The sequence below is a fragment of the Elusimicrobiota bacterium genome (assembly GCA_016182905.1).
Classification (GTDB): domain Bacteria; phylum Elusimicrobiota; class Elusimicrobia; order UBA1565; family UBA9628; genus GWA2-66-18.
The window spans coordinates 19,511-45,456 of the sequence record JACPFR010000042.1; the positions used below are offsets into that span (position 1 = coordinate 19,511).

A 25,946-nucleotide genomic window follows, 5' to 3' on the forward strand; every position below is an offset into this window, starting at 1 on the left:
TGTCTCAGGCGGGTGACGGCCTCAGGACGGGCCGCCGCGCGCCCCCCGATCATCCGGGTCTATCCGCGGTATTCCACCGGTGGAATGATGTGGATAGTCCAGTAGTCCTCAAGCGCGAGGTGCCCGCGCTAGGACAAGGCGTCTTTCAGACCGTCAGCCAAAGGACGGGGCTCGATTCCCAATTCCACGAAGACCGTCCGATAGTCCGCGTCGGGGGCGCTTTGGACGGCGCCGGTCACGTTGCTGACGGACAGCGGCGGCGCGGCGAGGAAAAGGCCCAGGACGCGCGCGATCCCCATCGCCGCCCAGTACGGCAGGTGGACCCTCCGCGGCTTCTTGCCCAGCGCGGCGCCGATCCGGTCGATCAGCTCGACCAAGGTGACGCTCTCCGGGCCGCCGACGGAATAGGTCTTGCCGGCGGTCTTCGGCTCGGCCAGGCAGCCGGCGATGACGGCGCACAGGTCGTCGACGTGGACCGGCTGGAAGCGGACCGAGCCGTCGCCGATCACCGGCACGAACGGCGCCGTCGCCGTCACGCGCGCCAGCTTGCCGAACGCGCCCGGGTCCTTCGGACCGTAGACGAGGCTCGGCATCACGGTCGTGACCTCGAGCCCGGAGGCGGCGAAGACCTCGTCGGCCTGCGCCTTCGTCTCGCCGTAGGCGCCGCGGCGCGGCAGGCGCGAGGCCTGGCTGCCGACGTTGACTACGCGGCGCACGCCCGCCGCCCGGCACGCCGCGACGAGGCTGCGCGCCCCGCCGACGTTGACCGCAACGACGTCCGGCTCGTCGCCCTTGCGCGCGGCCAGGTGCACGACGGCGTCCGCGCCGGCGACGGCGGCCTGCAGAGAGGCGGCATCGGTCATGTCGCCCGCGACGAGCTCGACGCCCGCCGGGAGCAGGCCTTTCGCGCGGGAGGCGTCGCGGACCAGACAGCGGACGGCATGTTTCTCGGCGAGAAGGACCGCGAGGCGCCGGCCGATGAAGCCGGCGGCGCCCGTGATGAGAATCTTCTTTTTCGTCTCCGTCACGATCGCAATCCTATCATTTACACATTTTTCCCTTGACGCTTTATCCACAAGGAGCGTCGCAACTGTTGTTGACAACAGTTTTGGCGCTTCATCCGGTGGATGGCGGGGATAACGCGGCGGCGCCGCGACGCTACGAAGGCCGGCTGGCGAGCAGGAAGGCGTTCATGCCGAGCTCGAAGGAGTGCGCGTCCTCGACGACGAGGCCGGCCTCGCGCGCCCAGGAGGCGAGGGCCTCGGGCGAGACGTCGAAGTCCTTGTGCTCGCCGGGCTCCACGTCGCGCACCAGGCCGGTGTGCACGAGGACGTCGTGGACCTTGATGCCGAGCTTGGTCGGGGTCGTGACGATCAGGCGGCCGCCGGGCGCCAGGCAGCGGCGGACCTCGGAGAGGACGGCCTTGGGGTCGGCGATGTGCTCGAGGACGGCGAGGATGGTGATCTGGTCGAGGAAGCCGTCGGCGAAGGGCAGGTTCTTGGTGATGTCGGCCTTGAGCAAAGTGATGCTCCCGTCCTTGCCGTCCTCGACCGTCACGTCGAGGCCCCAGCTCTCCTCGGCCAGGCCGCGCACGCGGGTCAGGAAGTGGTGGTCGAAGCGGCAGCCGAGGTCGGCCATGCGCCGGCAGGGGCGCAAGTGCGGGACCACCTCGCGGTAGCGCAGGGAGTGGATCAGGTTCTCGATCAGTTCGTGAAGGGCCATGTCATCTCCTCAAGCGCCAGACCCGCAGCCAGGGGCCCATCGTCGAGCCGGGCTCGGACGGGAACTCGTGGACCAGGTCGGCGCCGGCAGCGAGCTCCGCGAAGAAGGTCGAAAGCTCCCGGGCGCGGCGGGGATCGGCGCCGAAGCTGGAGGTGACGACCCACCGCGCGCGCACCGCGCGCACCGGGTCGAGGCCCGGGCGCACGTCGAGGAAATCCCCGTCGGCCTGCGAGGCCGCGACGTGGCGCGGCGCGGAGAACAGGTCCCCGGCCGAGCGCTGGATGCGGTAGACGCGCCAGCCGCCGCCCGGGTGGCGGTCGGCCATCGCGCGCCAGAGCCTCGAGCGCGGCGACCTCGCGGCGGCGGTGCGCGCGGCCAGGTCGGCGCACTGCTCCTTCGACGCGATCGCGCGCGGGGAGGCGTGGGGCAGGTCGAGGAGGACGGTCTCCCCCTCCGGTATGTTCGCCGTCATCCAGGCTTCCGCCTGCGCGCGCGTGTCGGGCAAAGTCAGGTCGGCGACGTAGCGCCAGGAGAGGAACAGACCGGGGGCCAGGACGAGCGCGGCGACCGCGGCGCGGCGCCAGGGGCTCTTGCCGCCGAGCAGGACGAGGCCCTCGCTCGACAGCAGCGCCAGCGCCGGGAACACGCCGAGCAGGTAGCGCTGCCAGCCCCCGTCGGGGCTCCCGGACAGGACCACGGCGTACGCCGCGACGGGCGCGAGCAGCAGCAGCGCGCGGCGCGTCCGGCGCCACGCCAGGACCCCGAGGCCGAGCACGGCGGCCGCCCCCGCCGGGGAGCCGTCCCCGCCGTAGGTCCAGAGGTTGTAGGCCACGGCGCGCGCCATCGCCGCCGCGTCGTGCGGGCGCAGGCGGCCCAGGTCCGCGTAATCGGTCCAGTCCGCGGCGAAGCGGCGGAAGTCGAGCGCGATGAACGGCGAGCCGGCGACGAACGCGGCGGCGGCGAAGGCCGCGGCCTGGACGAGCCAGGTCCAGGACGAGGGCCCGCCCTCGCGCAGCAGCCAGGCGAGCGGCAGGAGCAGCGTCAAAGGCGCGGCGGTGTATTGAGTCGAGCAGGCGGCGCCGGTCAGCGCGCCCGCGGCGAGCAGCCAGCCGCGCGCCCCGCCCGCCTGGAAGCGCAAGGCGCAGGCCCAGGCGCCGGCGACGAAGAGCAGCATCAGGGAGTCGGGCTTGGCCGCGTGGGCCAGCTCGACGAGGACCGGCGAGAAGGCCAGCATCAGCGCCCCGTACGGCCAGCGCGCGCGGTCCTCCGCGCGCTCCGTCCGGGAGACGACGGCGAGAGCGCCCAGCGACGCCGCCGCCGCGGCCAGGCGCGCGATCAGGTAGAAGCCGGTCGGGGCGAAGCCGTACAGCGCCGCGAAGTCCGCGGGGGACTTCCGCAGGCCCATGACCGACCAGACCCCGTACCACAGGCCGTACAGGCCGGCGAGCAAGGTCGGCCACACCGTCGGGTACTTGAACGAGTGCGGCCGCAGGCTGCCGCTGCCGAAGGAGACGGCCATGTTGATCAGGTGCGGCTCGTCGGCGTTGTAGGTGTGCGGCAGGCCGTAGCCGATCTTGACGAAGCGCAGCGCCGCCGCCAGCAGCGCGCAGGCGAGCAGGACCCAGGCCCAGGGCGACAACGCCTCGGCCTTCTTACGCACGGGCGCCTCCCCGCCGCAGGAGCGCGGCCGCGCCCGCCGCGGCGAGCAGGACCAGGAACGGCTCGAGGGGCAGGCGGTAGCGCAGCGAGGTGAAGAACACCGAGTGCACGGCGGTCAGGTAGGCGAACAGCGCCCACACCGCGCCCCACGGCGAGGCCGCGGCGAAAGTCCCGCGCGCCCCCCACAGCGCCAGCGCGAAGACGAGGGTGAAGTAGACGCCGAGAGCGCCCCGCTGCCACCAGACGTGCGGGTCGTAGGGGAAGGGGCGCCAGAACAGGAAGGCCTTGCCGACGACGATCTTCGCCGCACCCAGGGGGTCGGCGCGCACGAGTGCCGCGGTCTTCCTCGCGAAGTGGTCGCCGACGGCGATCGGGTCGGTGAGGCCCAGCGCCTTGACCTCCGCCCCCATCTCCGCCGGGTGGCGGCGCACGACCTCGCGGTCGAGGGTGAAGCCCTCGTAGAGGTTCCAGCCCATCAAGGTCGCCGCGGGCACGACCTTGCCGTACTTGAAGTAGTTGCGCGCGGTCCACGCGGCCGACGGCGCCAGCCACCCGGCGCCGAGCAAAGCGCAGAACAGGAAGGCGCGCGTGAGGCCCTGCGCGCGCCACAGGACCAGGAAAAGCAAAGCGGGATAGCCGCCGAGCACGGAGCGGCACAGGACGCACAGGCCGCCCCAGAAACCCAGCGCGACCAGGCGCCAGGACAAGGGACGATCCCATTCCTTCAACAGACCGACGAAGAACAACAACGTCATCGCGATGAACAACGTCTCCGTCTGCAGGTGCGGCGTGAAGAAGATCAGCGCGGGATCGACGGCGCACCATAACGCCGCCAAACGCGCCGTCTCCTCGTCGGCAAGCCGCGTGCCCAGGCGGCGGACCAGAACGACGGAGGCCGCGCCGGCGAGGCACTGAAGAAGAAGGACCGGAAGGGGATTCGACGAGCGGAACAGACCGAGAAGCGCCGCGACGATCATCGTGTACAGCGGTGGGTGCGTCGCGTCGAAGGCAGGCATCGGCAGCCAGCCGAGCCAGGACTGCGCCAGGTTGAAATACAGGTCGCGGCCGTACACCTCGCCCAGGCCCTTCGACACGAAGAAGGCGGTAAATCCCAGGCGCAGCGCGAGCGCCAAAGCGAAGACCGCCGCGTCGGAACGGCGCGGATCTAGACGCGCGTCCATCGAAGTCTCAGAAGCGTCCACAGCGCCTCGATCCCGTCGTACCAGCGGATCTTCTTGCCCTCCTCGATCCGGCGGGGGCGGTAGCTGATGGGCACCTCAAGGATGGGGATGCCGCGCAGAAGGGTCTTCGCCGTCGCCTCGGGGCAGAACTCGAAGCCGGTGCACTTGAGATCGAAGGACCGGAGCAAGGAGGTCTTGAACACCTTGTAGCAGGTGGGCTCATCCGTGATCGAAGAGCCGTACAGCAGGTTGGTGAACACCGACACGAGGCGCCCGCCGTAGTAGTAGCGCGCGTACGAGCGCCGGTTGCCCGCGGCCAGATGGCGCGAGCCGTACACCACCGCGGCCCGGCCCGACTCGATCGGCTCGAGAAGCCTGGCATAGTCCGCCGGATCGTACTCGAGGTCCGCGTCCTGGATCAAGACGACCTCGCCCGACGCCTTGTCGAGCGCCGTCCGTATCGCCGTTCCTTTTCCCGAGTTCTTGTCATGCTTGAGAACGACCGTGCCGGGCCGAGCCGCGGCCTTTGCCGCCTCGTAAGTGCCGTCGGTGGAACCGTCGTCGACGACGATGACCTCGAGGTCGCGCCCCGGGTTGCGGCCGTACACGGCCTCGAGGCAGGCGGCGATGGTGCGGGCTTCGTTGTAGGCGGGGATGAGGACGGAGACCTTCACTTAAACGCCGCCTTCCACTCGTCTTCCTTGAACCCCAGCAGGCCGCGGTCCTCGAGGAGCACGAAGGGGCGTTTGACGAGCCGGCCGTTCTTCGCCAACAGCGCCAGCGCGTCGGCCTCGCTCATCGTCTTGAGCTTCTCCCCCAGCCCCAGCTCCCGGTAGACGACGCCGGAGGTGTTGAACAGGCGCTTGAGGTCGCCCGCGAAGGCGAGCATGGCCTTGAGCTCGGCCATGGTCGGCGGCTGGTCCACGATCGGCACGCGCCGGTAGGCGACTTTCCGGGCGTCCAGGAATTTGAGCGCCTGGCGGCAGGTGGAGCACTTCTCGTACTCGTAAACGCGCGCGGTCATGACCTGGATTATAGCCGTCCATACCCAATTAAGGAAGGGGGTCCAACGGGCCTTCCCGGGAGGGACCAAAGAAGCCCCCTCCTTGGGACCTCCGGCCCCGGTCCGCCCGTCGGGGAAGGGCTAAACTAGCCGTATGAAGATTTCCCCGCGCCGCGCCCTGTCCATCCTCCTGACCGCCGCCCTCCTCCTGGGCGCCGTGCCCCCGGAGGCCTCGGCGCAGGTCGTCCGCGTCGTCTCGGGACCGACGGGCTCCATGCCGGTCTCGCCCGCGGTCGGCCCGGCCTCCGGGATGACGATGGCCCCCGCCCTCGGGATCGGCGCCGCCAGCCTCAACGGGACTCTCGCCGCTCCGTCCATCGCCCCCTCTCCCCTCGCGACCCCGACGGCCGTCTCCGCCGCCGCCCCCGTCGCCCCCGTCGCCGCCGCGCCGGTCGCCGCCGCCCCCGCTCTCGCCGTCTCCGTCCGCGCTGCCGCCTCCGAGGACGCCCCGAAGCTCCCCAACGCCCCCTCGGCCGCCGCCCCGGTCGAGAAGAAGACCTGGACCCAGCGCCTCTCCTCGCTCATCGGCCGCAAGACCGCTCCCGCCGCGACGCCCGCCGCCGAGACGGTGAAGGTCGACGCGGACAAGCTGTTCGACGGCGCGGCCGAGACCGAAGCCTCCACCGAGGGCAAGCCCGTCTCCGCCGGCGACATCAAGCTCACGCACGCGAACCTCAAGGCCGCCCTGTCGGCCAAGCTCACCGCCCACAAGACCCTCTCCGCCGCCAAGCGCGCCGCGACCGTCGACGAGTTCGGCGGCCCGCTCACCGAGCCGATGACCTTCCGCCGGCGCGTCGGCTACGGCCTCAAGCAGGGCCTCAACCTCGTCGGCCTCGGCGCCATCCTCGAGGTCACGCTCCGGCCCCTCCTCGACGTCTTCCCGTGGCCGCAGTACATGTCGGACGCGACCTTGAGCGGCTTCGGCCGCGTCGCCCTCCTCGCCAAGTACGGCCCCAACGAGATCGTCGAGGGCCTGGCCACCTCCCCGGCGACCTTCCTCGGCCTCCAGATCCCGATGGCGGTCGCTATGGAAGAGGTCGCCTACCGCCTCCTCGGCTTCGGCCTCATCTTCCTCGTCCTCGCCGCGGTCAAGCCGTTCACGCGTTGGATCTCCTCGATGATCGAGAGCCTCCCCGACGCGGCCGGCGTCGTCGGCGGCGCCAAGCGCGTGCTGAAGGCCGGAGAGTGGCTGTCCCACCTCGCCTTCCCCATCGCCGCGGTCCTGTCCTCCTTCAGCTTCGCCGCCGCCCACTTCGCGACCTGGGGCTTCAGCCCGTTCGTCCTCGCCCTCAACGTCATCCTCGGCCTGTTCCTGGCGCACACCGCCTACCGCAGCCGCAGCCTGACCTCGCCGGTCGTCGCCCACCTGATCTTCAACCTCGTCACGATCGGCGGCGTCTTCCTCGCGCTGGCCTACTCCCCCTTCGCCGGCGCCGCGTTCGCCGTCATCGCCGGCCTGCTCGGCGCGTCCTCCCTCCTGCACGACTGGCTGACGCGCCGCAAGGAGCGCGCCTTCCGCATGAAGCACGGGGCCAAGGCCCTCGTCGCCGTCATGATGCTCGGCGGCCTCCTGTCCGTCTGGAACGACCCGACGCAGACCCGCCCCAACGAGGCCGTCTCCCGCGCCGCCATCGAGCAGGTGCAGAACAAGACCGAGGTCGCCCCCGCTCCCGCCGTCGCCGCGGCGCCGGCGGCCGACGCCGCCGCCGTCGAGTCCCGCGAGGCGATGGTCGCCCGCGTCAAAGGCTCCGTCGTGAACGTGATCGTGCGCACGCCCCGAGGCATGGGCACCGGCTCCGGCTTCATCCTGACCCCCGACGGCGTCTTCATCACCAACGCCCACGTCGTCGGCTCCCGCCGGCCCGGCCAGCTCGTCGAGGCGCGCATCCCCGGCGTGCAGGGCGTGATCAAGGCCAAGGTCCTCGCCGTCAACCACGACAAGGACCTCGCCATCGTCCAGCTCGCCCCCCGCGCCGACGGCAAGCCCTGGCCCGTCGTCAAGCTCGCCTCCTCCGCCCCCCGCGAGGGCGAGGACGTCACCGCCACCGGCTACCCGCGCGGCCTCCCCTTCACCGTGAGCGCCGGCGTCGTCAGCGGCATGGACGGCCGCGGCAACATGTACGTCAAGCACCTGCAGACCGACGCCGCCATCAACCCCGGCAACTCCGGCGGCCCCCTCTTCAACGCCCGCGGCGAGGTGGTCGGCGTCAACACGCAGATCTACACGCAGAGCGGCGGCTCCGACGGCCTCGGCTTCTCGATCATGGCCCCCGAGGTGGCGCACGTGATGGCGCAGTACGCCAAGACGGGCAACATCGGCACCGCCTCGCTCGGCATCATCGCCAACCTCTCCGACCCGATGGCCCCCGACGCCGGCCTCGAGATCGAGTACATCCGCCACGGCTCCGCCGCCGAGAAGGCCGGCCTCAAGCGCGGGGACCTGATCATCGGCGTCGGCGAGGCGACCATCTCCGAGGGCGGCCAGGAGGCCGCCGGCCACGTCGCGGCCGTCCTCTCCAAGATGATCCCCGGCCAGAAGACGACGATCACCGTCCTGCGCGGCGACGAGCCCGTTCAGCTCGAGCTCACCGCCGACATGAAAGTCACCAAGGCTCCGAGCCACTAAGTTTCGCGGCGGCGCAGAACGCTCTTGAGTTCTTCGGGGACCGGCAGAGCGCCCTTCAGATCCCGCGGGAGTTCCTTCGACAGCATATTGGACGCGACTCCGATCGGCTTCCCCTAGCGTGATATTTTGGTGCCAGGTCAATTTTGCAAGCGTCACTTGCAAAATCGATTCCTCTCCACCATACGATCGACCCTTCCGAATTGTTCCCTTCTCGGGACAGCGAATTCCCTGCTATTTCATTCAAATATATGGGTTATTCGAATTTTTTCAGGGCGTTGCGAGCCGCTAAGTTTCGTATCGTTTCGGCATGATTCGAAACTTATGGCTCGCGGCGTTGCTCCTTCTCCCTCTCTCGGCGCGCGCGGCCGAGGATCAGTACGCCTCTCTGAAGCCGCTCATGGGCACCTGGCTCGTGGACCGAGACTGCAGGATCTATCGCGACAAGGTCCTCGTCGTCTTCTCACGCCTGCCCAAGACCGTCCTTGTCGAGTTCCGCAGCCCGGGCAAGTCCGAGGCGAGCTTCGGCAAGGCCGACATCGTCGCCACCGGCGAGGAGGACCACTACCGCGCGGTCACCGTCCTGCCGGGCAACCCGGTCCTCAAGGCGCTGGGCATCTCCTCGGTCAGCGGGAGCGTGAACGTCTCCACGGAAGAAGAAGACGATGAGGACTCCTTGCCGAACAACTACATCACCAGCAGCTCGAAGGTCTCCGTGCTCTCGAGCCTGCTCACCATACGGCTACGCGAGAAGTACAAGAAGGGGACCTTCATCTTCAACGTCGAGTCGCCCATGGGCAAGCAGACCTGCCGAGGCTCGGGCGTGAAGCGGCCGGCCGCGAAGAAGTAGCCTGGCGGGCCGGCCGATGGTTAGGCCGGCCCCGGGTCACGGCGTCCCTTCCTGTATATAGTCGACCACGATGGTGATGATCTTCCTGACGGTGTCGTTGCAGGAGCGGAAATCTCCAGCAAATCGGGGTTCGAGGGATCGAACCCCCGAATGAAGGGGTCGATGTTTCCCAGAAATGCACCGTTGGGGAGGTATACCGGGAATCCCGGTATATATAAATACTACCGGGATTCCCGGTATAAATAAGCGTTTAAATCGATTTAACGGGCTGGCTCGCGCGCGGCAGGGTCGCGCCACAGCTTCCAGGTACGCCATAGGCCCATCAGCGCGACGGCCCCGAAGCCCGCCGTCATCGCCGCCGCCTCCCGGCTCTTTCCGATCGATCCCGCGTTCTGGGCCACGCCCGCCAGGCCGAGGCCGGCGTTGCCGCCCGTCGCGATGGCCTGCACCGCGAAGCTCTCCCCCTTCGAGTTGCGCAGGTCGCCGGGGAGCCACAGCTTGCCGGTCGCGAGCGGGGCGGCCGGGGCCCGGGCGAAGCGCGGGCGGACGTTGCCGTAAAGATCCAGGTCGAGCTTGCCGGCGCAAGCCGGACCGGCCAGGAACGCCGCCGCGACGACCAGGCTTAAACGGGCCATGCCTTAGTTTACGCCGCGCGGCGGCGCCTGTCGAGGGCCCTCGCGCGGCGGTCTTGACTCAAAGCCAATTGGCTATTACACTATAGCCATATGGCTACTACTCGAAAGCCGGCGCGCGGCCGGCCCCAGCATTCCGTGATCGGCGAAGCCCCCGAAAAGGGCGCGCACGCGACCGCGGATGCGGTGGACCGCATCCGGGGAGGCTTCCGCTGGGCGGATGTCAGCCTCTACCAGGAATCCTTCCGCATCAAGGACAAGATGTTCGCGAGGATCATCGGGGTCAGCGACCGGACTTTGACGAGAACCCGGCGGAACAAGGCCTTCCTCGACCCGGTGGCCAGCGACAGGTTTTACCGGACGGCGAAGGTGCTGCGGCTCGCGGCGGACGTATTCGAGGATCTGGAGCGGGCCGTTTCCTGGCTTCAGCGCGAACAGCCGGGACTCGGTGGGCAGATCCCCCTCACGCTCCTCGACACCGAGCCGGGGACGCATGCGGTGGAGACCTTGCTGACCCAGCTCGAGTACGGCGTGCTCCCTTGATCCGGGCCTGGCGCATCGACAAAGCCGCTCGCTCCAAGGCCGACTCGTTCTCGGGTGAGGGCGGGCGGCTGGTCGCGGGGCGGTGGAACAGCAAAGGACAGGCGGTCGTCTACGCGGCCTCGACGCTGTCGCTGGCGGCTCTGGAGAAATTCGTGCATCTGGGGGCGGAGGGTTCCGCCATCGCCTTCGTCAGCTATGAGATTCTCATTCCTTCCACCGTCAGGACGGCCGAAGTGAAGCGGGCCGCGGTACCGGGGGATTGGCGGGAGCAGCCGGCGCCGGCGTCGACGCAGAAAATAGGGGACGAGTGGATACGGGGGATGAGGAGCGCGGTGTTGAGGGTCCCCTCCGTTGTCACGCCGGACGAATTCAACCTGATTTTGAATCCCGCGCATCCGGATTTCGTGAAGATTAAGGTCTCCGCGCCGCGCGCCTACAGCTTCGATTCGCGAATGTGGAAGTAGGCAGGCAGCGGGACCCAGCTACCGCGATGAGCAAATCAGTTTCCACTGCGCCCGGACGCATTAGAGCCGGCAACCAATGACTTAAAGCAAACTGATTAGGCGTCAGAATTCCTTGTAGAAAAAAGGCGCGGTTGGCTTAACCGGACTAGATGTTATTCGCAGCGTTGAATAGCCGCGTTTGAGCGATATTTCAATGTGCACCTTGTCGACGTGTGCTTTCAATTTCTTGTGGCGAGTTAGGGCTCTCAAAACTCGCCGCCAATTGTGAACTCCAGAGACGACCTTTTTTCCAATGAAATGGAATCCCCTGCCGCTCTTCAGTAATACGCCGCCAAACGGTTTCAGGAGGGCTTCGACTGCCGGGTTGACGGCATCGATGTCGATCATTATCAGATGATCGTCGTCATACTGATTGACACGACTGTTTAACCCAACGACATAGTCTTCCGAGCGATTTACCTTAAGCCGTTTCAGCATGCGGACAGCTTCACTGGCGAGCCTTTTGATTCCGAATATTTCAAGATAGAAAGGCGGCTGCCAATATGTCAGCCGCGAGTGGTGGGAATAGGTCTTCGGGCAGTAGATGTCGAATGAGAAATCCTTAATAAGGCCAGGATTGTCTGCCAGCAGACTTTTTAACAGATCGGCGGCTTCAACGACAGGAACGATCCGCTGGCAGAATTTCACATAAGACGTTAGCGTGCGGAGCTGCTTCTTGAGATCATCCGGATCAGGGGCATGGGTAGTGCGATAGTTGAATTCATTCCGCTGCACATGGAGTTCAGTGTGGAGCTTCACATAACGGCGCGGGAAATCATGCTTGCGCCCATACGTTTTATGAAGCTGTGTCTGCACGTGTTCGTGGCTTGGGCTCGCTTTGATGAGAGAGCAAAGCAACGACTGTGAAATATAAAAACATGTGAAATACAGGTGCACGACTGCTTCTCGATAGAGGCCGGCCTCGATCAGCTTGTCTGCCGCGTCACGCTCGGAAGTTCCAAGAGCCATCAGGGTGCTGGCTCTCTTTTTTTGATGCGGAGTATATGTGAGTGGCTTCATATTCTTGCGGGATACTTAACGATACGCCATGCCACGCGCGCTACTGGAACTCCACAAAGAAAGCACGCTTCGCCCTACGGCACATCGAATAAGATTCCCCAGTCAGCATCTGGATCAAATTCGCCGGCCTCTTCGTCTTTGGAACGCCAAGAACCAAAAAAGTCCTCCACGTGCCCTTCCGACATGATGTGCATGATGTTAGTCGGCAACGGATGCTTCCGCCGCAAATAGTCCATCCGATAATGGTCTTCTTTGTCGTAAAACGTAAAGCCATCAATCTCCACATCGCAAATCTGGTCAATTACATCGGCCTTCAGAAAGAATTTCCCGCTTGCGTTTTTAAGAAACGAGGTTTCAATTAGCTCAGATTGCAGCTGAGCAATTTCCGCAAACAACCTGCACATGTCGATCACATCAATATCTGCCTTTGGGAAGGAGTCGCCGCTCGATGGCGCTCGATACGAAATCAGCTCTCGATAAGCTTTTAAGTGCGTGATGTGCTGTTTGGTTTTACCCGCCAGTTTCCTGTTAAATTGAGCGAAGATGTCGCTGGCAATATTTATTGTCTTCGTATGCGTCGTCAATAATAATCCGCCGTTATCCCACGGGATGCTTGGATTGGTGAGCAGAATGGAGCGAAGTGAATTAAGAACCGTATAGTAGTCGAGATACGAGACCACAGCCCGCAAATTTTTTGTCTTTGCGAACTCGAGACTCTGGGCCATAACAGATGAAGCGAGCACCATTTTCGCCGCGAAATAGATTCGCGCAATCCATTCCGAGTTCTTGTCATCATCCCAGCTTTTCGAAATCGGGGCAAACCTGCTTAATAGCTGCTGGCATGTTTTGGTGACAGTAGCTTCCATGCAGTGTTTCGGAATGGAACGGAACTCATAGGACCAAGTTCTCCCAGCGAAATTGGTGCGGGTTTCGAGGAGTTTGCGAACCTTTATATGGGTCATAGATTAAACGTAGGCTGAACGGCGGCGGCTACCCGCTATCCAGCCTAGTCGGGCCGCCGTCCGTTCAAGCCGATGTTATGCGCCGAAGACAGGCGCCCTTAAGCCATTTTATAGTCGGACCAGCACGCGAAAAATCGCGCACCAACGGCTAGCGGGACTGGTCCTGTACGATCGGGGTGCGCCAAACTAACAATTCTTGGCGATCCAATCTTCGACCTTACGTATTGCGTCGGAAAGCTGTTTGTAGATGTATGCCAATAATGCGCTTGTGCCCATAGCTGCGCCGGCGCCTGCGATTAATCCAAAGCCGGTCGAGGCCAACAACGCGGCAACCACGGAGATTGCTGCGACAGCAGCGAACGAAAGGATCCAAAAGTTGTCCATGTACCACTTCAGATCCCGAAGTTTCTTGTTTGCATCAGCGCAGTCTTTGATTGGCATCATTCCTCCTTTTTGTAGTCCGACAATATTCCTACGCACGCATAACCTTGAATTCACTCGACCGGCCTAATTCGGTCACGGCTTACCGCTTGAAGTGCGGCCGACCGTTCGCCGGATTATAAGACGGAAATCCCGCCTCCGCCACCCCCGAAACAAAGCAAACGAAGCATGGCCAGGTAGGGCTAATTTAGGAGAGAAATGACCGGTCTAAACCAAACGCGGAGTTCGATCGCCTAGCGCAACGGAAAGGACGATCCATCGGCCGCATGAACGGTCTCGACGATCCCGCTAGGCCCCGCTTCGACCGACAGCCAGTGATGCAGGCGCGTCTTGACCGGCCCGGGGTACAGCGGTGAGCCCCCGCCGCCGGTGAGCACGTACTTCACGCCCCCGCGCTCGAGGACCCCCAGACCGTGGATGTGTCCCATGTACACGCGCTGGACCTTGTTCGCGCTCATCAGGCGCATGAACTCGGCGCTGCCTTCCTTGAATCCCCCCGCGCCCTTCATCGAGCCCCAGTCGGTCCACTCGGAGAGAGGCGCCGGCGGTATGTGCGTGAAGACGACCGTCGGGACTTCCGGATCCAAAAGCCCCACGAGCCACGCGAGCTGCACCGGCGTCACGCGCCCCGCGCTCGAGTCGAGGACGATGAACCGCCGCCCGCCCCGGTCGAAGGCGTAGTCCGGGCTGCCGAACGCCGCCCGATACACGCGGTCGTTGGTGATCCCGTGCGGCTTATGCCGGTCATGGTTTCCGATGGCCGTCAGATAAGGCGTCTTCGGCCCCACGGAGAACAGCCCGCGGACGAACGACCAGAAGTTGAGCACGGTCCCGCGGCTGACCATGTCCCCCAGTTGGAAGATGAAGTCCGCGCCCGAACGGTCGGCGCGCGCGAGGAGCTTCCAGAAGACCCCGGGCGTGTTGAACAAGGTCCGGGAGAACCAGAACCGCCCCGGCTCCGCGTCCCCGATCACGGCAAAGCGGAAGGTTTCCCCCACAGAACGCGGCGAAGCCGCGAGCTTCGTGAGCTGCTCATCCGTCCGCCATTCCCGGGCCTGATGGCGCAGCGACTCAAGCTCCCGGGTCAGACGCACCGGCGCGGGAGCCACGACCAGGTGTCCGCGCCCCACCGCGTCCTCGATGGTGGAGGCGCGCGGCGACCGACCGTCCCACGGTATGCCCTCGGGAGCGCCCAGCACGCGCAGATCGAGGCCCGCCGACGGAGAGAACGGAAGGCCGTTGTGATGGCTGAAGCCGGTCTGACGGCTGCCGTGGATGACGACGGGCTCCCCCGTGCGCACGGCGAGGGCCTTGGCCGCCTCGAGATGCGCGGGAGTGACGCCCGGACCCGGGACGCCGAGCACCCGCGTGCCGAGCAACGAAGGCGCCAGCGGGAAGTCGACGATCGCCGGGGCGGAGAGGACCGGCGAGGAGAGCGCCGCGACGCGCGGAGCCGAAGGCAACGCCCGCGGCACGACGACCTGAGCCGACGCCGCGCCGGCGGCCAGGAGCAGGGCCGCCGGCGCGAACACGACGGTCATCGTCTAGAGCTTCTTGCTCGACGGAGCCAAGGTCGCCGCGGCCCGCACCGAGGGCTTGGGCACCTGGACCTTGCTGAGGATGCTGTCGACGACCTGGTCGGTGGTGAGGCTGTTCGCCGAGTAGCTCAGCGTCAGGCGGTGGCGAAGGATGCGGGCCGCCACCTCGCGCACGTCGTTGGGCCCGACATACGCGCGGCCGTTGAGCAGCGCGTTGATCTTGGCCGCTTTCAGAAGGAAGATGGCCGCGCGCGGAGAGGCGCCGCCCTCGATGACGTCCTTGGCGTCGATGCCGTACTTCGACGGATTGTGCGTGGCCTCGACGAGGTTGACGATGTAGTCCTTGATGGACTCGTCGACGTAGACCTGCTCGGCGACCTTGCGGATCTCGACCATCTCGTCGAGCGAGGTGATCTTGCCCGCCTTGGGCTGGCCGTCTTTTTTAGAGAAGCGGTCCATGATCTCCTTGAGCTCGTTCATGGCCGGGCGCGGGACGAGGACCTTGTACATGAAGCGGTCCTGCTGGGCTTCCGGGAGACGGTACACGCCCTCCTGCTCGATGGGGTTCTGCGTGGCGAGCACCATGAAGGGCTTGGGGAGGTCGAGCGTGTTGCGGCCGATGGTGACGCGGCCCTCGGCCATCGCCTCGAGGAGCGCCGCCTGGGTCTTCGGCATCATGCGGTTGATCTCGTCGACAAGAAGAATATTCGTGAAGACGGGCCCCTTTTCCAGTTTGATTTCTTTGTTGCCGGTCGTGGGATTCTCTTGCAGGATCTCAGCTCCCAACAAGTCTGAAGGAAGCTTGTCCGGCGTTCCCTGCACCCGCTGGAAGCCGCCCTCGACCGCGTCGGAGAAGGCCTTGACCGTCTGCGTCTTCGCCACGCCGGGGACGCCTTCGAGGAGGACGTGCTCGGAGGCGATCATCGCGGTGATGATGGAGTCGATCATCTCCTCCTGGCCGACGATGACCTTGGCGATCTCGGCGCGGATCTTCTTGATGACCTCGGCTTTCTCCATGGCCCGAGCGGACAGCTCCGGCGTGACGCCCTGAGCGTAGCCGAGCGGAACGGCGTCGATGGACGGGGCGGCGAGCGCGGACTTCTCGCCGGTGAGCGCCTGCTCGAGCGCGGTGCCCGCGCCGCGCGTCTGCGCCCCGGTGGCCTTATCGAGGTTCGGCATCGCGGCCAGGGCGGCGGTCGCGTCCTTCATGCGCTCGGCGGCGGAAGGAACGGCGGCCTGCGGAGCCAGGGCGGCGGGGACTGCCGTCGGGACCAAAGCCGCGGACGGAGCCGCGAGCGCGGGCATCAGCGAGAGGGCCGACGGGCTCAGGAGAGGGCCCGAGAGCGGGGCGCCGAGGCCGGCGCCGAGCGTCGGCACGATCCCGGCGGAGACGCCGGGGACGGCCACGCGGCCGGTCACCGTCTGCGCGGAGGCCGAGAGAGGAGCGAGTCCGATGAGGGCCGCGGCTCCGATTTTGGCGAACTGCGAGGGCACTTTCTTCATAACGCTCCTTAGGGCTGGGACGGCTGCTTGGCTTTGGGATGGAAGGCCAGCTCGAGGCTCTCGAGCGGGTCTCCCTCGGTGGAGATCATGACGGGCGTGAGGCGCGAGGCGGCGAAGGCGGCCTCGACGGCGGCCTCGCGGCGATTGACGGCGGCGGCGGCCTCGGCGCGTCCGGCGCGCGAGGAGGTGTCGAGCATGCGGGTCGCCCCCGTCTCGGCGTCGACGACGGGCAGCAGGCCCACGTCGGGCAGGGGGCCCAGCTCGGCCGGGTCGGTCACGCGGATGGCGCGCACGTCGTGGCGCGAGGCGATGGCGCCGAGCGCGTCCTTGAAGTCGGGGGCTATGAAGTCGGAGAGGACGGCGACCATGGCGCGCGAGCCGAGCAGCTTGCCCGCGGCCTCGAGACCCGGCTTCAGGTCGGTGGCCTTGCCCGTCGGCTCGCCCTTGAGGATGGCGTCGACGATGGTCATCGCGTGGCGGGAGCCGCCGCGCGCGGGGATGACCTGTTCGACGCGGTCGGAGACGAGGACGAGGCCGACGCGGACGTTGGAGTGGGCGGCGGCCAAGGCGAGGACCGCGGCGGCGTCCTCGATGGCGGCGCGCTTGTCGGTCCCGCGCGTGCCGAAGCGGCCGGAGCGGCTGACGTCGACGACGAGCATGAGCGGCATGTCGCGCTCGAGCTCGAACTTCTTCGCGTAGAGCTCGTCTTTCTTGGCGGAGGTCTTCCAGTCGATCTCGCGCATGTCCTCGCCCTGGTAGGGACGGGCCTCGGCGAAGTCCGTGCCGCCGGCGCCGATGAAGCGGGAGCGGAAGTTCCCGCCGTTGACGGCGGTGGCCATGCGGCGGGCGACGAGCTCGATGCGGCGGTGGCGCGCGATCACGGCGCCGGGGACGGACTCGCGCGCGGCGGCTTCGCTCTCCTCGGCCTTCATGGCGGGCAGCATCTTCCAGACCAGGTACGCGGCGGCGAGGCCGATGACGGTGAAGATGAGGATCGGGGCGAGGCCCAAGGCGGGGAGCGCGGCCAGCGCCAGCGGCGCGAAGGCGTAGGTCTTGCCGGACTTCGCGTCGAAGGCGGCCAAGGCGCGGTCGGCGGCGGCCAGCGCCGCCTCCACCGTCTTCTTCTCCTCGTCGGTGAGCGCGCGGCGCGTCGTGCCGTCGCTCTCCCAGCCCTGGCCGCTCGCCAGTATGCCGGAGAGGAAGCCGCGCAGCTTCACGATCTCGGCGCGGGTGTAGACCTGGCGGTGATCGGAAGGGCCGTTGCCGGAGCCGGCGTCCATCAGGCCGAGGGCGCGGAGCTGCTCGTTGAACACGGCGCCGGGGAAGACCTGATAGCCCTTCTGGAGGGGGTCGTTGACGAGCTCGGCGGAGACCTCGCCGGGGGTGTCGCCGGAGAGGACGCCGGACGCCGTCGCGGCGGCCTCGAGCAGGGGCAGGAGGCGGGCGGCGCGCTCGGAAGCGGCGCGCTGCTCGGCCGTCGGCTTCTTGACCTTCGCGGCGGCCGCGGCGATGCCGGCGCGCAGCTCGCGGTAGTGGCGCAGCTTGAACTCGCCGCGCCAGGAGTCGTCGTCCTCGCGGACGCCGGAGGCGATCAGCGCCTTGTTGAGCGTCGCGAACCGCTTCTCGGCGTCCTCGCCCAAGGACTGCGCGGTCTTCTCCGCGTCCTCGGCGACGGACTCGAGGAGCTCCTTGGCGCGGGGCGTCTTGAGCGCCGAGACCAAGGCGGACAGCTCGGCCTCCTCGGAGGAGGTGCCCTTGACCGCGAGCCGGATGGAGCCGAGGACGCCCGCGGCGTCGGCGGCGTCGCCGGGGCGCGCGGCGAGGAGCGCGAACATCGTCTCCTGGGCCTTGAGCGCGAAGGCGGCGTCGCCCTTATGCTTCTCGAGCTCGATCGAGAGGCGCGCCAGCGCCAGGGCTTCCTGGCCCGGGCGGCTCACGGCGCCGAGCAGGTCCGCCGCGACGGGAGCGGCGGCGACGCCGAAGCGGGCGGCCAGGATCGCGTCGACGCGGTCGAGCGCGTTGGCGAGGTAGACCTTCTCGGCGAGCTTGAGCTCGCGGGCTTCCTTGCCGAGGCCGGCGTTGGCCTTCGCCGCGCCGGCGAGCCAGGTCCGGACCGCCTCGAGCTCGGCGCGGGTGTAGGTCTGGCGGTAGTCGGAGAGCGTGTTGCCGGCGCCCGGCATCAGGCCGGCGGCGCGCAGGGCCTCGTTGAACTCGGAGCCGGGGAACAGGCGCCAGCCGGCGAGCAGGACCACGTTGGCCTCGTCGGCGGCGAGCTCCCCCGCGGTGTCGCCCGCCGGGGCGCCCGCCAGGGCCGCGAGCTTCGCGTAGCGGGCCAAGGTCATCGCGTCCTCGCCGGTCAGGGCCTCACCGACGGCCCGGAAGTGGCGCAGCTTGACGTCGGGGCGCCAGGCGCTCTCGCTCTCGCGCACGCCGGCGGCGGCGAGCTTGGCCTTGAGGCCCGGGGTCGCGGCCTCGGCCTTCTCGGCGACCGCGTGCAGGCCGTCGACGGCGAGCTTGAGCGCGGCGGCCTGGAAGGCCGCGCCGTTGGGGGCCTTGAGCGCGACGGCGAGCGCGTCGAGGGCGGCGGCTTCCTGCGGCGTTCCCTTGAGGGCGGCGAAGACCTGGACCAGCAGGGCGGACGCGTCGGCGGCGTCGACCGGGCCCTGGGCGGCGCGGGCGAACAGGCGCGCCGACACCGAGACGGCGGTCGCGGGACTCGCGCCGGCCGTCAGCTCGCGCGACAGGCGCGCCAAGGCGAGCGACTCGTCGGCGATCGGCGAACCGGGCTGCGCGTCGGGATATATCCTGCGCTGCGCCGCGTCGAGGTCCTCGAGCGCGCCGGCCAGGTAGAGCTTCTCGGACCAGGTCAGGGCCCGAGCCTTGCCCTCGGAGTCCCAGCCGCTGCCGGAGCGGGCGATCGTCAGCAGCAGCTCGCGCAGCTTGGTCAGCTGGGCCGCGTCGAGCGCCTCGGGGTAGGCCAGCTGGCTCGACAGGTCGCCGGAGGCGGGGGCCAGGCCCGCCTCGCGCAGGGCGCGCAGGAAGGAATGCCCGGTGAACACGCCGTCGCCCTGCTTCAGGAGGGGGTAGAGCTGCTCGGCCGCGGCCTCGGGGGCGGTGCCGCCCTCCATCATGCCGGCCTTGACGCCGGCCTCGAGGCCCTGCTCGACGACCATGCCGGCGCGCTCGAGGAGCTCGCGCGCGGCGAAGTTCTCCTTCGTCGGGGCCTTCGCCGCGGGAGCGCCCAGCTCCTCGACGGCGGCCAGCAGGGCGCGCAGGTGGGCGAGCTTGTACACCTCGCGGTAGTTCTGGGTCGTGCTCGTGCCGCCGCCGTAGTAGCCGCCGAAGCGCCCGCCGTGGCCGTGGTAGTCGTCGTAGCCGTCGTAGCCGCCGCCGTAGGAGCTCTGGGTGTCGGGGAGCACGACGCCGTCCTTGACGAGGCGCTCGTGCAGGCCGGGGAAGACCTTCTCGGCGTCCTTGATAAGGTCGGTCGTCGCCTTCGCGACCAGGTAGCGGGCGGCGCCGGCGAGCGCCGCGGGCGCGCCGCCGTCGCCCTGCAAAGTCGAGGCGAGGTTGGCGAGCATCGCGACCATGGACGGCGGGGCCTGGACCTCCTGGTCCGGGGGCGTCTGCTTGTAGATCTCCAGGCGCGCCGCGTCGATCGCGCGCGCGTTGACGAGCGCCTTGTCGAGGAAGGACTTGGCCTTGACCAGGTCGGCCTCGCCCACGCCCGGCTCGGTCAGGCGGCGGAAGGCGAAGCTCGCCGTCCACATCTGGAGCGCCGGGTCGCCGGCGTGCTTGGCCTGCGCCGCCTCGAGGCCCTCGTAGAACTTGGCGCCCGCGTTGCGCGAGAGCTGGGCGTACAGCGCCCCCGCGGCCTGCTGCTGGACCTGCTTGTTCGGGCTCTTGAGCACGCGGAAGAGCTGGACGAAGGTCCGCTCGTTGCCGACCTCGACGCCGAGGACGACGAGCTTGACGAGCATCTGGGCCGAGGCGGCGTCGGCGCGCGACTGCGCGATCAGGGCGTCCATCGAGGCCCACAACAGGTCGCTCTCGCGCTCGATGAGGGCGCGCAGCATCGTGTTCTCGGCCTGCTGGTTGAGCGGGAGGACGCCGGAATGGCGGAAGATCGCGACCAGGATGTTGTCGGCCTTCGGGTCCGGCGACTCGCGCAGGATGGTCAGCGCGCGCTCGAAGTCGTCGCCGGCGGTCTTCGGCGACTCGTGCCAGCGCTTGAGGGCGGGGATGACCTCCTCGGTGATGCGCGCGTCGACGTAGCGGTCGGAGAAGACGAACAGGTCCTCGGCGTAGAATAGCCGCATCGCGGCCTCGGCCGCCGCCCGCTGCTCGACGCGGAAGTTCATCGTCCCGACCGTGGAGACGCCGGTGATCACGATCATCAGGCTGAGCACCGCGACCGTGGCACCGCGCTTGAGGCGCGACCAGAGGCCGGGAGCCTTCGCGAGAGGCTTCGGGGCCTCGAAGGCGACCGGTTGTCCCGCGGCGACGGCGTTGAGGGCCGAGAGGCGGGCCTCGGCGTCGGAGTGGGCCATCCAGGAGATCTGCGCCTTGCGCAGGCCCATGCGCGCGGCGATCGGGGCCAACGGCTCCAGGCGCAGACGCGCGGTGCGGCGCAAGGCGGTCAGGACTTTTTCGAGGGTTTCCGCCGACGCGCCGGAAAGATAAACGGCGGTGAGCTTCTCGCGCCACAAGGCCTCGTCGTGGGAGGCGAGTGCAATCATCGTCTCGCGCAGGGGCTCCTTGGCGTCCTGCCAGCCCCTGACGAAGGCGGTCAGGCGGCGCTCGTCGGCCTCGCGCAGGTCGTACAGGTGGATCAGGTCGGCGGAGACGCCTTTCTCGACGAAGCCGCGGCGGCTCTGCCACCACTCGCGCACGCTCCGGGTGATCTTGCCGCCGCTCCAGGAGTCGGCGGCGAGGTAGGCGGCGACGACCGTCGCCAGCGCGGCGAAGGGCAGTATCTGGGGCCAGGCCCCGAGAGGGATGAGCGCCGCGCCGAGCAGGCCCGCCGCGCCGGGGCCTTTCTTCTTATCCTTCGCCTGGCCGCGCTTGAGGAGGGAACGGCCGGGCAGCACGAGGTCGAGGATGAGCATCAGCAGCGCGGGCCAGAGCAGGTACACGCCGACGGGGCTCGGGGACTTGATCAGGTCGCCCTTCTGGCCCTTCTCGAGGCGGGAGACCTCGCTTAAGATGTTGTCGATCGAGGCCTTGCCGCCGGCGGCGAAGTAGGCGCCGCCGGTGCGCTCGGCGAGCTGGCGCAGCGGGGCTTCGTTGAGACGCGTGATCGCGGGCTGGCCGGTCTTGGCGTCGATCAGGTACTCGGTGCCGGTCCCATCGGCCGTCGGCATCAGGATCTTCGTGCCCGCGGGGTCGCCGACGCCGATCGCGTAGACGGTGACGCCGTGCTCGGAGGCGGCGGCGATCGCGGCCGAGATCTCGCCGGCGGTCACGTCGCCGTCGGAGATCACGATCATGATGCGCTGGCGGTCGCCGAGCTTCTTGGCCGTCTCGAAATGCTCGGCGGCGTACTTGATCCCGGAGGCGAGGTCGGAGCCCTCGCCGATGCCGCGGGCCTCGACGTCGAGCCGGTTGATCTTGAACTCGAAGTTGCCGTAGTCGATGGAGATCGGAGACGCCGTGCGCGACTTGCCGGCGAAGACGACGAGGCCGACCCGGTCCGTGCCCTGCAGGCGGGTGATGAACTCGTTGAGCTCCTTCTGCGTCTTCTCCGCGCGGCCGTCCTCGGCGTACATCATGCTGTGGGAGCCGTCGACGGTGACGACGATGTCCTTGCCGCCGAAGTTGACGCGCTCGTCGACCATGCCGCCTCTAGGGTCGCCGGCGGCCAGGCCGATCAGGCCCGCGGCCGCCAGAGCGAGCGCCGACTTGCCGAGGAAGCGGCGCGCCCCCCACCAGGAGGAGAAGGTCTTGGGCGCGGCGCCGGGGCTCAAGCGCTTGGCCGCGTCCAGGCGCTTCTTGATCCCCCAGGCGACGAGCAGGATCAGGACGGGCAGGCCGATGCCGACGACCCACAGGAACAGGGACGAGGAGAACACCAGGCCCTGGCCGGCGAAGGCGAGCGGCAAAGCGCCGATGCCCCACACGCCGGAGCCCTTGCGGGTCATGCCCTTGCGCGCGGCGTCCTTCTCGCCCTTCTCCTGGTCGCCGAGCGCCTCGCCGAGCTTGTCGGCGCCTTCCTTGGGATCGCCGGGCTTGGCCTGGGGTTTTCCATCGCCCGGCTTGCCGTCTCCCGGTTTCCCGTCCCCGGGCTTGCCGTCGCCCGGTTTGCCGTCGCCCGGTTTGCCGTCGCCGGGTTTGCCGTCGCCCGGCTTGCCGTCGCCGGGTTTTCCCTTCTGCTTGCCCGGCTTGCCCTTCTTGGAGTCCTTGGAATCCTTCTGCTGTTCCTGCTGCTCCTTCTGCTGCTGCTTGAGGGCCTCCAGGTTCCACTTCGCGTCCATGTTGGTCGCGTCGCGGCGCAGGGCTTCCTTGTATAGCTCGATCGCCTTCTCGCCGTCCTTGGCCATCAAAGCCGAGTTCGCGAGGTTGAAGAGGGTCTGGGACTGCTTCTTCGCGTCCGGCGTCAGGGAGAGGTACTTGGCCCAGGCCGCGTCGGCCTTCGCGTTCTCGCCGAGGCGCAGGTAGGCGTCGGCCATGTTGAAGTAGATCTCGGGAACGTCGGGGTGGCGCTCGACGGCCTCGCCGTACTTCTTGAGGGCCTCGGCGAAGCGGCCCTGGTTGTAGAGCCGGTTGCCCTCGATGACCTCGGCCGGGACCGCGGCGGTGACCGACTCGTGAGCCTCGGAGTGCGCCTGCGCCATGGTCATGGTGACGGCGGAGGGCGCCGTCCGGACCGCGTTCAGCGCGTCCATCGGCGCCTGATTGAGGGCCATCATGAACGCCAGGCCGTAGAGCGTGCGCAGCCGCGTGTTGGCGAGGGTCAGCTCGGCGCCGATGAGCAGGAAGGCGAGGAGTGCCAGCAGGCTCGTGTAGTCCTTGATCGAGACGGCGGAGACGATCTTGGCCGGGCTCTTCTCGAGGCGGGCGATCTCGAGCAGGACCTCACGCATCGCGTTCGCGTCGCCGGCGCGGTAGAACTTGGCGCCCGTCTTCTCCGCCACGCCGCGCAAGGTCGCCTCGTTGAAGGACTCGTTGGGCCCGGCGATGCCCACGCCGTAGACCTTGACGCCCAGGGAGGCGGCGATCTGCGCGGCGGCCTGCGGGTCGATGCCGGAGTTGGAGTCGCCGTCGGTGAAGAGCACGACGATCTTGGCGCGCTCCGGCTGCAGGATGGTCTTGAGCAGATCGGGGTGCTGCTTGGCGTAGGCGAGCGCGGCCGGCAGGCCCTGGTCGCGGAGCAGGCGCTGGACCTCGGCGGCGCGCGGGTCCTTCTTGCCGTCGAGCTCGAGCGCGTTGAGCTCGAGGAAGTGCGCGATCGCCGTCAGCATCGACTTGCCGATCGCCGTCGAGCCCGTCGTCTGCAGTTCCTTGAGATGCGAGATCAGCGCGTCGTAGTCGGTGGTCAGCTTGACGTCGAGGTAGGCCTCGTCGGAGAAGGTGACCATGCCGACGCGGTTCTCGGTGCCGCGGCGCTGCTCCTCGACGTAGCCCTTCACCGCGTCGCGCACGCCCTGGAGCTTGTCGCCGCTCATCGAGCCGGACAGGTCGATGGACACCATCGTGTCGGTCGACGGGACGAAGGTCTCGGTGCGCTCGGTGCCGATCATGGGCCGCGCGAGCGCGATGAGGATCAGGCCCACGGCGGCGTAGCGCAGCACGCGCGGCAGCCCGGCGAGGCGCTCGCGCAAGGTGCGCTTGGACGGCGTCTGGGCGGAGGAGGAGACGGCGAAGCGCGCGCCCTGGGCGCGGCTGCGCCACGACCACACGAGGTAGCCGAGGTACGGGATCAGCAGGAGCAGGACCCAGGGAGAGCCGAAGGTCAGGCCGGCCGCGCCGGGAAGCAAGGCCAGCATGCCGAGCATGCCGGCGCCCGGCGCCTTGGGCTTGCCCGCCTTGCCCGCGACGCTCGCGACGAGGGCCTGCAGGCGCTCGATCATGCGCCCGCGCTCGGCGGCGTCCGTCTCCGAGCCGGCGAAGCGCGCGGCCTCGGCTTGGGCCGCCAAGCGGGCGGCGACGCTCGCCTGACCCGCGTCGTAGAAGGACTTGCGCAGGTCGCGCTCGAGCGTGCGCGCGTCGCGCGCCGCCTTGGGCAGGCCGGCGAAGTCGACCATGAACCGCGTCAGGAGGTCCTGGTAGCGGGCATAGAAGGAAGCGGCGTCGAGGTCGGCGGACTCGGCTTTCAGGCGCGCCAGCTCGGTCTCGGTGACGGTGACGAGCGACAGGCGCTGGGCGTCGAGCTTCGGGTACAAGCGGCGCGCCGCGACGAGGCGGTGCACGCCGACGAAGAGCAGGAGGCCGAGCGGGATCGCCGCCAGCCACATCCAGTCCGGGCCGTTGGCGCGCTTGACGCCGACGATGTCGCGCAGGCCCTTCTGCTTCCAGTCCGGCGTGAGCACGGTCGCGACCTTGATCTCGGTCTTGGGCAGGACGATCTCGATGCCCTCGGGGTAGACGGCCGTCTCGCCGACGGCCACGACGGCGATGCCGCCCTCCAAAGTCAGCGTTCCGGACCCGAAAGGGATCGCCTCGTAGACGACGGTCTTGGTCTCGCCCGGCGCCAAGGTCAGCGGCGCCTCGGCGCCCTTGCCCTGGAGCTCGAGGTCCGCGGGCACCGCCTCCTGCAAAGACGAGCGCAGGTTGTGCAAGGTGACCGGCTTGTCCGAGGTATTGCGGAGCGTGATCGTCAGGTGGATGCGCTCGCCGACGGTCACGCCCTGGCGGTCGACGGACGCCTGAGCCTCGAGCGGGCGGGGCAGGACGACGCGGGCCGTGTCGGCGGCGGGCGCCGGGGCCGGAGCGGGGGCGGCTTGAGCCGGGGCCGCCTGGGCCTGAGCGGCGAGAGCCTGGAGCTTCTGCTTGGCGGCCTGCCGGGCGGTCGAATCGGCCAACCCTTGGGCGATCCGGCCGTGGGGCGCGGGCTGCGGAAGCGGGGCGGTCTGGGCGGCGGCCTGATGCTGGGCGCCGAGCAGGCCGATCGAGAGCGCGAGGATGGCGAGGCCTTTCTTGACCGCGCGGCCGAAACCGCCTCGAGGAGCCGGGACGGAGCCGCCGGCGACGGCCTTGGCGGACGCGCCGTCGAACAGGCGCGCGGCGTCGACGACCTTTTCGGGAACGGCGGCGGCGGACAGATCGCGGACGAGCGCCGAAGGCGCGAAAACGGCGGGCGGGCCGGTCTTGGCGGCGTTCGTCAGCGGCGCCTGGGCCGGGACGACGCGGACCGGCCCCATGGGCACGGCCGCGGACGCGGCGGCCGCGCGGGCCGGGATCGCCAGGGCCGCCGCGGCGCGGACCTCGGGCGCGGCCGCGGGAGAGGAGAGCGCGGGAGAGACGGAGAGCGCCGAGGCCGACAGAGAGGGGACCGGAGAGGAGAGGTCCGACAAGCCGAGGACGGGGACCGCGCGCGCGGAGGAGGCCGTCCCGGCGGCGCGTCCCGCGGCGGTCTGCGCCGCGGCCTGGTAGGCCGACGAGCCCGGCGCGCCCGCCACGATGGCGAGCGACAACAGCGCTCCGAGCAAGCGGCGCAGAGGGAAGCGCCTCATTTATTGATCCAAATCAACATCGGCACCCCTGGATT

General features: G+C 68.3%; 17 protein-coding genes. 4 read left to right on the forward strand and 13 right to left on the reverse strand.

Features of this window, described 5'->3' with window-relative positions; translation table 11 throughout:
* Positions 1-128 precede the first annotated feature (128 nt).
* From HYV14_13275 to HYV14_13300, 6 genes are all read right to left on the reverse strand, one after another.
* Positions 129-1,028, reverse strand: a complete 900-nt coding sequence (locus HYV14_13275; protein ID MBI2386957.1) for an NAD-dependent epimerase/dehydratase family protein — start codon at positions 1,026-1,028, stop codon at positions 129-131.
* A 130-nt stretch (positions 1,029-1,158) separates the two neighbouring features.
* The gene (locus tag HYV14_13280) at positions 1,159-1,722 is read right to left on the reverse strand and encodes a methyltransferase domain-containing protein (protein MBI2386958.1); all 564 of its coding nucleotides are present in this window, start codon (positions 1,720-1,722) and stop codon (positions 1,159-1,161) included.
* Between the two features lies 1 nt (position 1,723).
* Positions 1,724-3,382 carry a glycosyltransferase family 39 protein gene (locus tag HYV14_13285; GenBank protein MBI2386959.1) on the reverse strand — a complete coding sequence of 553 codons (1,659 nt, stop codon included), beginning with the start codon at positions 3,380-3,382 and terminating at the stop codon, positions 1,724-1,726.
* Positions 3,375-4,562, reverse strand: a complete 1,188-nt coding sequence (locus HYV14_13290) for a glycosyltransferase family 39 protein (protein MBI2386960.1) — start codon at positions 4,560-4,562, stop codon at positions 3,375-3,377. Before HYV14_13290 ends, HYV14_13285 begins: the two co-directional genes overlap by 8 nt.
* Entirely contained in the window at positions 4,547-5,236 is a 690-nt protein-coding gene (locus tag HYV14_13295; GenBank protein MBI2386961.1) for a glycosyltransferase family 2 protein, read from the reverse strand. The genes HYV14_13290 and HYV14_13295 overlap by 16 nt, the downstream gene beginning before the upstream one ends.
* On the reverse strand, positions 5,233-5,586 hold the full coding sequence (locus HYV14_13300; protein ID MBI2386962.1) for an arsenate reductase family protein: 354 nt from the start codon (positions 5,584-5,586) through the stop codon (positions 5,233-5,235). The genes HYV14_13295 and HYV14_13300 overlap by 4 nt, the downstream gene beginning before the upstream one ends.
* Before the next feature lie 133 nt (positions 5,587-5,719).
* Here HYV14_13300 and HYV14_13305 point away from each other — a divergent pair, with 133 nt between their 5' ends.
* On the forward strand, positions 5,720-8,251 hold the full coding sequence (locus tag HYV14_13305) for a trypsin-like peptidase domain-containing protein (GenBank protein MBI2386963.1): 2,532 nt from the start codon (positions 5,720-5,722) through the stop codon (positions 8,249-8,251).
* Positions 8,252-8,558: 307 nt separating this feature from the next.
* Positions 8,559-9,098 carry a hypothetical protein gene (locus HYV14_13310; protein MBI2386964.1) on the forward strand — a complete coding sequence of 180 codons (540 nt, stop codon included), beginning with the start codon at positions 8,559-8,561 and terminating at the stop codon, positions 9,096-9,098.
* A gap of 260 nt (positions 9,099-9,358) precedes the next feature.
* Here HYV14_13310 and HYV14_13315 read toward each other — a convergent pair whose 3' ends face one another.
* A complete protein-coding gene (locus HYV14_13315) occupies positions 9,359-9,733 on the reverse strand; it encodes a hypothetical protein (protein ID MBI2386965.1) in 375 nt (124 codons plus the stop codon).
* A gap of 90 nt (positions 9,734-9,823) precedes the next feature.
* Between HYV14_13315 and HYV14_13320 the strand changes: the two genes are divergently transcribed.
* The gene (locus HYV14_13320; GenBank protein MBI2386966.1) at positions 9,824-10,273 is read left to right on the forward strand and encodes a DUF2384 domain-containing protein; all 450 of its coding nucleotides are present in this window, start codon (positions 9,824-9,826) and stop codon (positions 10,271-10,273) included.
* Positions 10,270-10,737, forward strand: a complete 468-nt coding sequence (locus HYV14_13325) for an RES family NAD+ phosphorylase (protein ID MBI2386967.1) — start codon at positions 10,270-10,272, stop codon at positions 10,735-10,737. The genes HYV14_13320 and HYV14_13325 overlap by 4 nt, the downstream gene beginning before the upstream one ends.
* 102 nt (positions 10,738-10,839) lie before the next feature.
* Here the strand turns inward: HYV14_13325 and HYV14_13330 are convergent, their stop codons facing one another.
* The 6 genes from HYV14_13330 to HYV14_13355 form a co-directional block, all read right to left on the reverse strand.
* A complete protein-coding gene (locus HYV14_13330) occupies positions 10,840-11,796 on the reverse strand; it encodes a HEPN domain-containing protein (protein ID MBI2386968.1) in 957 nt (318 codons plus the stop codon).
* Between the two features lie 74 nt (positions 11,797-11,870).
* Positions 11,871-12,758, reverse strand: a complete 888-nt coding sequence (locus HYV14_13335; protein ID MBI2386969.1) for a hypothetical protein — start codon at positions 12,756-12,758, stop codon at positions 11,871-11,873.
* A 186-nt stretch (positions 12,759-12,944) separates the two neighbouring features.
* The gene (locus HYV14_13340; protein MBI2386970.1) at positions 12,945-13,202 is read right to left on the reverse strand and encodes a hypothetical protein; all 258 of its coding nucleotides are present in this window, start codon (positions 13,200-13,202) and stop codon (positions 12,945-12,947) included.
* 230 nt (positions 13,203-13,432) lie between these two features.
* Positions 13,433-14,740: a metallophosphoesterase gene (locus HYV14_13345; GenBank protein MBI2386971.1), complete on the reverse strand. Its 1,308-nt coding sequence runs from the start codon at positions 14,738-14,740 to the stop codon at positions 13,433-13,435.
* Between the two features lie 3 nt (positions 14,741-14,743).
* Complete coding sequence (locus HYV14_13350; protein ID MBI2386972.1) at positions 14,744-15,754, reverse strand: MoxR family ATPase; 1,011 nt, start codon at positions 15,752-15,754, stop codon at positions 14,744-14,746.
* A gap of 494 nt (positions 15,755-16,248) precedes the next feature.
* Positions 16,249-25,911 (reverse strand): VWA domain-containing protein, encoded by a 9,663-nt coding sequence (locus HYV14_13355; GenBank protein ID MBI2386973.1) that lies wholly within the window; start codon positions 25,909-25,911, stop codon positions 16,249-16,251.
* Between the last annotated feature and the right edge of the window lie 35 nt (positions 25,912-25,946).